This is a genomic window from Amycolatopsis sp. NPDC051903, assembly GCF_044452505.1.
In the GTDB taxonomy this organism is placed as follows: Bacteria; Actinomycetota; Actinomycetes; order Mycobacteriales; family Pseudonocardiaceae; genus Amycolatopsis.
Genome location: NZ_JBITBT010000009.1, coordinates 121825 through 131451, shown reverse-complemented (window position 1 = coordinate 131451; position 9627 = coordinate 121825). Strand labels below are relative to the sequence as shown.

Annotated in this window: 9 protein-coding genes; 5 read left to right on the top strand and 4 right to left on the bottom strand. The window is 71.4% G+C overall.

Annotation, left to right across the window (positions count from 1 at the left end; translation table 11 throughout):
• From ACIA77_RS21705 to ACIA77_RS21690, 4 genes are all read left to right on the top strand, one after another.
• Entirely contained in the window at nt 1-786 is a 786-nt protein-coding gene (locus ACIA77_RS21705; RefSeq protein WP_395887723.1) for an SDR family oxidoreductase, read from the top strand.
• Between the two features lie 142 nt (nt 787-928).
• Entirely contained in the window at nt 929-1267 is a 339-nt protein-coding gene (locus ACIA77_RS21700) for a hypothetical protein (RefSeq protein WP_395887722.1), read from the top strand.
• 53 nt (nt 1268-1320) lie between these two features.
• Nucleotides 1321-2376 carry a hypothetical protein gene (locus tag ACIA77_RS21695; RefSeq protein WP_395887721.1) on the top strand — a complete coding sequence of 352 codons (1056 nt, stop codon included), beginning with the start codon at nt 1321-1323 and terminating at the stop codon, nt 2374-2376.
• A gap of 14 nt (nt 2377-2390) precedes the next feature.
• Complete coding sequence (locus tag ACIA77_RS21690) at nt 2391-3248, top strand: hypothetical protein (RefSeq protein WP_395887720.1); 858 nt, start codon at nt 2391-2393, stop codon at nt 3246-3248.
• Between the two features lie 62 nt (nt 3249-3310).
• Here ACIA77_RS21690 and lgt read toward each other — a convergent pair whose 3' ends face one another.
• The 4 genes from lgt to ACIA77_RS21670 form a co-directional block, all read right to left on the bottom strand.
• Nucleotides 3311-4333 carry a prolipoprotein diacylglyceryl transferase gene (lgt, locus tag ACIA77_RS21685; RefSeq protein WP_395887719.1) on the bottom strand — a complete coding sequence of 341 codons (1023 nt, stop codon included), beginning with the start codon at nt 4331-4333 and terminating at the stop codon, nt 3311-3313.
• 91 nt (nt 4334-4424) lie between these two features.
• The gene (locus ACIA77_RS21680; RefSeq protein WP_395887718.1) at nt 4425-5600 is read right to left on the bottom strand and encodes a M20 family metallopeptidase; all 1176 of its coding nucleotides are present in this window, start codon (nt 5598-5600) and stop codon (nt 4425-4427) included.
• A complete protein-coding gene (locus tag ACIA77_RS21675; protein WP_395887717.1) occupies nt 5597-6736 on the bottom strand; it encodes an amidohydrolase family protein in 1140 nt (379 codons plus the stop codon). The genes ACIA77_RS21680 and ACIA77_RS21675 overlap by 4 nt, the downstream gene beginning before the upstream one ends.
• Complete coding sequence (locus ACIA77_RS21670; RefSeq protein WP_395887716.1) at nt 6733-8172, bottom strand: APC family permease; 1440 nt, start codon at nt 8170-8172, stop codon at nt 6733-6735. Before ACIA77_RS21670 ends, ACIA77_RS21675 begins: the two co-directional genes overlap by 4 nt.
• An 84-nt stretch (nt 8173-8256) precedes the next feature.
• Between ACIA77_RS21670 and ACIA77_RS21665 the strand changes: the two genes are divergently transcribed.
• Complete coding sequence (locus ACIA77_RS21665) at nt 8257-9621, top strand: glutamine synthetase (protein ID WP_395887715.1); 1365 nt, start codon at nt 8257-8259, stop codon at nt 9619-9621.
• Nucleotides 9622-9627 lie beyond the last annotated feature (6 nt).

The window sequence follows — 9627 nt, the reverse complement described above, 5'->3', positions numbered from 1 at the left end:
ATGATCCTCGATCGGTTCCGCGTCACGGACCGGGTCGCGGTGGTCACGGGCGCCGGCCGCGGCATCGGCGCGGCCACCGCCGTGGCGCTCGCCGAAGCCGGCGCCGACGTGGTCATCGCCTCCCGCACCGAAGAGCAGCTCCGCGAGGTCGCCGAGCGCGTGGCCGCGGCCGGGCGCCGCGCGCACGTGGTGCCCGCCGACCTGTCGGACCCCGCGGCCGCCGCCGCGCTGGCGTCCGCGGCCACCGGGGAGTTCGGCCGGCTCGACATCGTCGTCAACAACGTCGGCGGCACGTACCCGCGCCCGTTCACGGAGACGACGGCGGACTTCCTCGAGGAGGCGTTCCGGTTCAACGTCGCCACGGCCCACGCGCTGACCGTCGCCGCCACCCCCGCCCTGCTCGACAGCAGCGGCGCCGTGGTCAACATCTCGTCGATCATGGGCCGCGTGCAGGGCCGCGGGTTCCTGGCCTACGGCACCGCGAAAGCCGCGCTGTCGCACTACACGCGGCTGGCCGCCGTCGACTTGGCGCCGAAGGTGCGCGTGAACGCGATCTGCGTCGGTTCGGTGCTCACGTCCGCACTGGAACTGGTGGCGGGCAACGAAGAGATCCGGACCAAGATGGAGGGTGCCACCCCGTTGCGGCGCATCGGCTCCGCCGAGGACGTCGCCGCGGCGGTGCTGTACCTCGCTTCGCCGGCCGGTGCATACGTGACGGGCAAAGTGCTCGAAGTGGACGGTGGGCTGCAGGCGCCCAACCTGGAACTCGGCCTGCCGGACCTCTGACCGTCCACTGTGGATCTGCGCCTGATTTGCCCCGTTTGACTGGTTGCTGTCGTCGAACGGGTTGATTTCCCCAAACCTTCCACGCTGGGTGATCGGTTCCTGCCATAGTGTTCGTCGACCGACGATCAAAGGGGAGGAATCGGTGCCGGACTTCGAAGTGCACACGGGCACGATGCGGGAATACGCCGACGTGGTCGACGGGCTCCACGCGCAGGTCGAAAAGATCAAGGACTACATGACCACGACCGCGTGCGACACGGCGGGCTTCACGGGGCTGTTCTACGTCCTGCGCCCCGTGGTGGAGCTCGTGTCGGGCCTCTACGGCGACACCCTCGGCTTCGGCCAGAACCGGCTCTCGTCCCTGAGCCAGGGCATCAAGGGCGCGGCCGACGCCTACGACCACCACCAGGGTCAGGTCTCGGCGCTGCTGAAGGAGCTCGGCGGCTCACTCGACTCGATCAAGCCCCCGACCGTGGGCTGACCACCACTCACCTGACCCACAGCCTCTGATCCACAGCCTCGAGGGGAACCGACATGGCCAAGCACGGCGGCGGCACCAAGACGAAGAAGCACAAGGACGAGGACGAGGAAGAGCCGAAGAAGAAAAAGGAAAAGGACGAAGACGAAGACTCCGACGACGACAAGAAGGAGGCGCCGGAACTCCCGGGGCCCGGCGGCCAGACGCCTGCCGGGTTCGACGACGGCAGCACCATCACCGAGCCGCTCAAGCCGCCCGAGGACACGTCCGGCGAGGACATCCAGGACCTCGTGAAGGAAGCCGGCGTCGAGGTGATGGCGGTGGAGTGGATCTTCCAGAAGCTCACCGGCGAAACGCTCACGCAGAAGTTCATCGAGCCGATCACGGGCGACTTCTCGAAGATGTCGGCCGACGCCGAGGCGTGGCGCAACATCTCGACGTCGATGAAGGCGTTCTCGGCCGTGATGATCGGCAACGAGAAGGTGCTCGGCGAAAGCTGGACCGGCCCCGCGGCGCTCGCGCACAAGGCGTACGTCGAGGCGGGGTGGCGCGCCGGGCTGGTCGCGGAGGCCGGGATCGCGAGCCTGATCGCGAAGGGCTTCGACTTCCTGTCGGACACGTCGAAGAAGCTCACGGCCAAGGCACTCGACCTGCTGAAGAGCCTGATCGACCGGCTGCTCACGATGGCGGCCGAGGCGTGCGTGCCGATCGCCGGGTGGGTCGCCGACGCGATCACCGGCCTCACGGAGATCCTGCCGCTGATCAACGCCATCATCTCGATCATCGACACGATCAAGGACGTGATCGAGAAGGTCGGCGAGCTGTGGAACTCGGTGAAGGACATCGGGTCCCAGCTGGCCAAGATCAAGGACATCAGCAGCATCGGCGATGCCGTCGACATCGGCAAGAACATCGCGGGCGACGTCGGCGACATCAAGGACGACACCAAAGCCATCGCCGGCGACGGGGTCAAGATCGGGAAGACCGCGGCCAAGGGCGTCAAGGAATCCGACGAGCAGGCAGAGAAGAACGAGAAGTACTGGGACAGCCGCGCGGAGAGCCGGTCCCCGGCGCACTCCGGAAGCGGCCGGATCAGCGGCCACATCGACTGAAAGGACCGTCCGTCATGTCAGGGCCCGTTCCCGCGCAGGACGCGTGGAAGACCCCGGAGATCCGCCAGGCGGAAGCGGCGCTCGACAGCGCCGTGGCCAAGTCGCGCGAGCTGCTGAAGAACCTCGAAAAGCTGCGGCTGAAGCCACTCCCGAAAACCGACACCCCGGAGCGCGTCGAGGCGGTCAAGAAGGCCGCGTCGAAGCCGGACGCTCCGGCCGAACTGCGGCTCGTCAAGAAGAAGGTCGACGCCGGCAAGCTCACGTGGGAGGACGTCGCCTCCGGCCGCGCCTTCGCCGACCCGGACGTTCGGGCGCTCGCGTCCGGCAAGCTCGGCGAGGCGAAGGACATGTTCGAGGAGCTGCAGGAAGGACTCTCGCCCGAAGAGGTCCTCGAAGCACGCGAAGGCGCCCGCAACGACGTCGCCGACAGCGGCCGTTCGGCCTACCCCGCAGCCGAGGTGGAGCCGAAGGGTTTCTCGAACGAAGACCCGCTCGCGAGCAGTGCGCAGCAGGCGCAGGACGCCCCGGAGCAGGAGCGGCACACCGGGCCGCCGCAGGAGGAACCGCGGGCGCGCCACAGCGCGCCGTCGGACGACGACTTCGCCGACCCGCTCGCGGACCGCGGCCGGGCCACCCCGGCCACTCCGGCTCCGCCGAGCACCCCGGCCCCGGAGCCCGCACCGCCGGCGCCGGACCACGGCCGGCACGCCGCACCCCGGCACGAACAACCCGCCACGGACGACGACGAGTTCACCAACCCGCTCGCCAACCGCGACGGCGCGCCGAAGCGCCAGGACCCGCCCCCGCGCCGCCGCCCGGCCGACCCCGCGCCCGGCGACGACGACTACTTCGGCGGCTCTCCGCTCGGCTGAGCCCCTCACGCACGAGGTCCCCGGTCCAGCTCGGACCAGGGACCTCGTGCTTGGGAAACCTGTCAGGACTTTTCGGGCTTCTCCGGGTCCGAACCGGACGATCCGGCGTCCACCTTGATCTCGTTGCGGCTTTCGGGCTCCTCGGCCGCCGGTGCCTCAGGTGTCTCGGCCGCCTCTTCCGCATCACGCTCGTCGCCCTTGCTGCGCAACGTTTCCGGCGCCTCGCGCGGTCCGCGCCGCTTCGCGACGATCATGAAGATCACCGCGCCGAGGAACACGAGGATCGAGGTCCAGACGTTGACCCGCAGGCCGAGGATGTGGTTGGCGGTGTCGGTGCGCATCAGCTCGATCCAGCAGCGGCCCAGCGTGTAACCGGCCACGTACAGGGCGAACGCGCGGCCGTGGCCGAGCTTGAAGCGGCGGTCGGCCCACACGACGACCAGTGCGACCAGCAGGTTCCAGATCAGCTCGTACAGGAACGTCGGGTGCACCGGGCTGTCGGGCAGCGGGATGTGACCGGTGGCGACACCGGAGAGGGTGTCGGGCGCGCCCGTCACCGGGTCGAAGCGCTGGTAGATCTCCAGGCCCCACGGCAGGTCGGTGTGCGCGCCGTAGAGCTCCTGGTTGAAGTAGTTGCCGATGCGGCCGATGGCCTGCGCCGTGACGATGCCCGGCGCGATCGCGTCGGCGAGTGCGGGCAGCGGGATGCCCTTGCGGCGGCAGGCGATCCACGCGCCGACCCCGCCTAGGGCGATGGCGCCCCAGATGCCGAGGCCGCCGTCCCAGATGGCGAAGGCGTTCCACGGGTTCTTGCCCGGCAGGAAGTACAGCTCGGGGTCGGTGATCACGTGGTAGAGCCGGCCGCCGACGAGGCCGAACGGCACGGCGAACACCGCGACGTCGATCACGGTCCCCTTGGTGCCGCCGCGGGCCACCCAGCGCCGCTCACCCCACCAGATCGCGACGATGATGCCGACGATGATGCACAGCGCGTAGGCGCGGAGCGGGATGGGCCCGAGATGCCAGACACCGCGGTCGGGGCTCGGGATCGTGGCCAGGAAGGCTGCTGCCGAGGCGGAATACACGCGGTCACCGTAGCGCGTCAATGCTCCGGTGTGGTGAGGACGCCGCCGAAGGGTTCGTGAAGGACCGGTCACGGTCCGGTCGCGACGATGACTACTCGTAGCCACCCGGCTGCAGAGCGGCCAGGTACCCGGCGAGCAACGCGCCCGCGACCTGGCCGACGGCCGCGTCCTCGGGCAGGAACACCTCGTCGTGCAGGCTGCGCGCACCGGCGGTGTCCCCGAGGCCCACGAACAGCATCAGCCCGCGCGTCCCGGAGCCGCAGTAGTGGGCGAAGTCGTCGGCGCCGAACGACCGGAAGTCCACGTCGACGTCGGCGCCGCCCTCGAGCAGCCACGGCTGGGCCGCGGCGGCCAGCGCCGGGTCGTTGACCAGCACGGGTTCGCACGGGCTGAGGTGCAGGTCGGCGGTGCAGCCGTACGCGCGGGCAGTCGAGTGCACGATCTCGGCCAGCGCGGCCAGCGCCTCGTCGCGATCGCTCGCGCGCATGAGCCGCAGCGAGCCGAGAGCGGTCGCCGTGGTCGGGACGACGTTGGCGGCCGTGCCCGCGGAGATGCGCCCGACCGTGCACACGGCGCCGTGCACCGGGTCGATCCGGCGGCTGGCCAGCTGCTGCAGGCTGACCACGAGCTGGCTCAGCGCCAGGACCGGGTCGCGCACCAGGTGCGGGTAGCCGGCGTGCCCGCCCTGGCCGTGGAGGACGATCTCGAACTCGTCGGTCGACGCGTTCACCGGCCCGGGCGCGGCCGACACGACGTTGTGCGCGAGCCGCGGCTGCACGTGGGCGCCGATGACCGTTTCGACACCCAGCTCCTCCAGCGCGCCGGACTCGACGATGTCCAGCGCGCCCGACGGCGACGTCTCCTCCCGCGGCTGCAGCACCGCGACGAGCCGTCGCGGCAGGCCCAGCCGTCGCGCCGCGCGGCACACGGCGACGAGCGCGGCCAGGTGCACGTCGTGGCCGCACGCGTGCATGAGCCCGGACGCCGACGCCCACGGCACGCCCGTGCGTTCGGCCACCGGCAGCCCGTCGAGCTCGGCCCGAAGCGCCACGGCCGGGCCGGGGTGCTCGCCGGGCAGCTCGAGCAGCCGCCCGGTCTTGGCGACGCGCGTGCCTTCGCCCAGGCCGAGCGCGGCGGTGACTGCACGAGCCGTGTCCTCCTCGTCGCCGGACGCGCGCGGGTCGGCGTGCAGCCGGTGGCGCAGCTCGATCGCCGCGGGCAGCTCGTCGGCGAGTGCGGCGCGCCACCGCGCGGCCAGGTCGGTCATCGGGGCTCCAGGCGGTAGACGCGTCGGGCGTTCTCGTGGCCGACCAGCCGGGTGAGGCGCTGCGCGTCCACTTCGGACAGCGCGTCGGCGGCGAGGGCGGACTCGAGGAAATCGGAAAGTCCTTGGCGGAACAGGGTTGTGCCGAGGTGGTAGAGCTCCGCGAGACCGAACGCGTCGGTCGAGAACAGCAGCTTGCCGAACGGTACGAGCTCCAGCGTCTCGGCCAGGATCGCGGGGGCGCGGAAGCCGGCGTTGTGCGTGATGAGCCCGGTGTCGACGAAGACGTGCTCGAAGACCTGCGCGAGGTAGGCGGCGCCCCGGTGGAACGGGTAGTTGTGCAGCAGCAGGATCGGCACCCCGGTTTCCCGCGTGGCCCGCAGGAAACCGGTGAGCAGCAACGGATCGCAGCGGTGCAGGTCGACGTCGGAATCGCCGTAGCCCACGTGGAACTGCACGGGCAGGCCGAGGTCGATGCCCGACCAGACGAGGTGGCGGTGCAGCACCTCGTCGGCCAGCCGCAGCGGCAGCCCGGCGCCGACGCGCGCCAGCCAGCGCCCGGCCGCGTCGGACACCTCGACCGGGTCGGGACGGTCGCCCTCCAGCGCCAGCCCCACGCGGTACGCGGCGATCGACTTGACCCCGACGGCGTGCTCCGCGCGCTTCGCCAGCTCCGCCCCGAAGTCGGCCGCGAACCGGCTCGCGGTGGTGCCCGCGCGCACCACGTCCTCCGCGACCTGCTCCAGCCGCACCACGTCGTGCGCGCGGCTGCCGGCGAGCTGCGCGAACTCGCCGGTGCCGGTGAGCGAGTCCGGCCGGAAACCGCCGTCGAGCAGGAAGTCGGTGGTGCCGGTAGCGCGCAGGAGCCGCCGGTTGACCTCGTCGGCGCCCAGCTCCGCGCGCCGCGCGAGGTAGTCCTCGGCGGGTGCGTGCTTCGGCAGGTCCAGCACGGGCGCGCACCGCTCCCGCACGGCCAGCCCGATCAGCGAGTCGAACAGCGACGTCCCCAGCGGAGACACGGAGTCGGCCTCCGTGAGCATCGCCTCGAACGCCTCGCGCGCCAGCTCGCCGGTCACCACGCCGTGGCAGTGGTGGTCCACCAGCGGCACGTCGGCGACGAAGTCCAGCACCCCGCTCACCCGTCCCCTCCCGCGACCGCCAGCTTTTCCCCCACCCTACGGGCGAAGCCCGGCGCCACGAGCACCAAGACGATCGCCAGCACGAGGACCGCGCCGGCCGCCACGGGGAACCAGCGGGCGGGGCCTTCGGTGGGGTACGGGACGACGTTGACGTACACCGTGTAGCCGAGCAGGGCCAACGCGCCCAGCGGGAAGATCAGGTGCCACCACGGCACGTGCATCGCCCGGCGGACGAACAGGAGCAGGATGGCGCCCAGGGTGGTCAGGAGGTAGATCACCAGCAGGATGAGCGTGCCGATGGACCCGCTCCACGCGAACGTGTCCTCCGCGGTGGCACCGAAGAACACCGCGCACACGATGATGATCAGGGCTGCGGCCAGCGCGACGGCCGTCACGGCGATGACGGGTGTGCCCTTGGCCGACGCCCGCCCGATGGCGCGGCCGTTGAAGGCGTCGCGGCCCACGGCGAACAGCAGACGTGAACCGCCGACCACGCAGGCGAGGCAGCAGCCGAAGGCGCTGATCGCGGCGCCGATGCTGATCACGTCGCCGACCCAGGCGCCGACGAACGAGGTGCCGAGGTCGCCGAGCAGCGAGGCGGAGTCGTGGAACGCCTGGGCGTCGGCGCCGAAGGCCATCATCTCGACGGCGGTGACGACCACGAAGAAGGCGCCGCCGAACAGCGCCGTGCCGAGGATCGCGCGCGGGATGTTGCGGCGCGGGTTGTGGGTCTCCTCCCCCAGCGTCGCGGCCGCTTCGAAGCCCGCGAACGACAGGAACCCGAACACCGCACCGAGGAACACCCCGGACAGGCCGACGTCCGGGGTGAAGGTGAAGACCGACAGCGTGAAGTGCGCTCCGCCCGGGGCGCCGCCGGCGATCAGCCGAACCAGGATCACAGCGGTGACCAGCAGGATCACCGCGATCGTCGCGCCCTCGACGGCCAGCAACGTCGACGTGCCGCGCCGCGCCGGCGCGACCGCGAGCAGCCACGTGCCGACGAGCGCGACGCCCGTCAGCACGAACGGACCCCACCACGGCGGGTTCGGCCAGATCCCCACCTGCGTGAGGAACGCCGTGCCCAGCGTGCCCGCGGCGGAGCTGGTGACCACGGCGTAGAAGGTGTACGTGCCGAGCAGGCCGATGCCGGACACCACGCCCGCGCGCGGGCCGAGCGTCGCGCCGACGAAGGCGTAGACCGACCCGGCGTGGTTGTAGTACCGGCACAGGCGGACGAAGCCGTAGGCCACCAGGAGCACCCCGACGGCCGAGAGCAGGAAGGCGAGCGGCACGGCGCGCCCGGCGGCGGCCGCGGTCTGCTGCGGGTTGATGTTGGCGGCCATGCTGGGCGCCATCAGCGCCACGGACAGGCCGACGGCTTGCCACACCGACAGGGTGCGGCGCAGCGCTGGACGGGTTTCGACGATGTCTGACACGATGCGCTCCTCGGTGGTCCGGAGGCAGCGAACTCCTCGTTGCTGGGCGACGTGAAGTACACAGTGAACATCGCGGGGGCACGGATGAGCCAGCTCGATCGGGCGGAACTCGGCCGGCGGGGTGCGGACGCCGCAGCGCGGCTGGGCCGTTCGGGGGTCGAGCTGGTCGCGCTGACCTTCGTCGACAACTCCGGCATTTCACGCGTGAAGGCGGTGCCGGTGGCCCGGCTGGCCGACGCCGCGGCGTGGGGTGTGGGCGCGTCGAACTCGTTCGACTTCTTCCTGTGCACGGACACCATCGCCCCCGGCCCGTACTCACTCGGCCCGGTCGGCGATCTGCGCCTGCACCCGGACCTCGACGCGCTCACCCCGCTCGCGGCCCAGCCCGGCTGGGCGTGGGCGCCGGCGCTGCGCTACGACCAGGAGGGTGCACCGCACCCGCAGGATTCGCGGGCGCTCGCGGCGGCGGCCGTGTCGCGGCTGGCTTCCCGGGGCTGGTCGGCGCGGATGGCCTTCGAGATCGAGTGGGTCGTCGCGGACTCCGACGGCGTCCCGGTGCCCGGCCCGGCGTACGGTTTTTCGCGCCTCACCGGCAATTCCGCGTACCTGCGCGAGCTGGTGTCCGCTTTGGACAGTCAGCACGTCGACGTCGAACAGCTGCACCCGGAGTACGCGGCGGGACAGTTCGAGCTCACGGTCGCGGCGGCCGACCCGGTGCGCGCGGCGGACGTGGCGGTGCTGATCCGCGAGACGATCCGGGTCGTCGGCACCCACCACGGGCTGCGGACGTCGTTCACGCCGAAGTTCGCGCCCGGCGGCGTCGGCAACGGCGGCCACGTGCACCTGAGCCTCTGGGAGGGCGCCCGCAACCTGTGCTCGGGAGGCGACGGGGAGTTCGGGCTGACGGACACCGCCGAGATGTTCGCGGCCGGGATTTTCACGCGCTTACCGGCACTGCTGGCCGTCGGTGCGCCGTCGGTGGTGAGTTACTTGCGGCTGGAGCCGCACCACTGGGCCGGGGTTTTCACGGCGTGGGGGTGGGAAAACCGGGAGGCGCCGCTGCGGCTGGTGCGCGGACCGGTGGGGCGGCGCGAGACCGCGGCGAATCTCGAGGTGAAGTGCTTCGACCTGACGGCGAACCCGTACCTGGTGGTGGCTGGGTTGCTGTTCGCGGGGCTCGCCGGGGTAGCTGCCGGGACGCGGTTACCGGCGCCGGTGGAGGTGGATCCGGGTTCGTTGTCGGCGGCGGAGGCAGCGGCTGCGGGAGTGCGGCGGTTGCCGCGGTCGCTGGACGAGGCGGTGGCGGCGTTTGAGGCCGATGACGTGCTGAAGGCGGAGTTCGGGGCGGAGCTGGCTACGACGTTGATGGATGTGCGGCGGGGTGAGGTGGCGGAGTTGGGGGGTTTGTCGGATGAGGAGTTGTGTGAGGTGATGCGGTGGTTGCATTGAGGGGGT

Bases quoted from the DNA above. Each gene is read 5' to 3' on its own strand.
- ACIA77_RS21690 (WP_395887720.1), top strand. From the start codon at position 2,391: ATGTCAGGGCCCGTTCCCGCGCAGGACGCGTGGAAGACCCCGGAGATC.
- ACIA77_RS21705 (WP_395887723.1), top strand. From the start codon at position 1: ATGATCCTCGATCGGTTCCGCGTCACGGACCGGGTCGCGGTGGTCACG.
- ACIA77_RS21665 (WP_395887715.1), top strand. From the start codon at position 8,257: ATGAGCCAGCTCGATCGGGCGGAACTCGGCCGGCGGGGTGCGGACGCC.
- ACIA77_RS21695 (WP_395887721.1), top strand. From the start codon at position 1,321: ATGGCCAAGCACGGCGGCGGCACCAAGACGAAGAAGCACAAGGACGAG.
- ACIA77_RS21680 (WP_395887718.1), bottom strand. From the start codon at position 5,600: ATGACCGACCTGGCCGCGCGGTGGCGCGCCGCACTCGCCGACGAGCTG.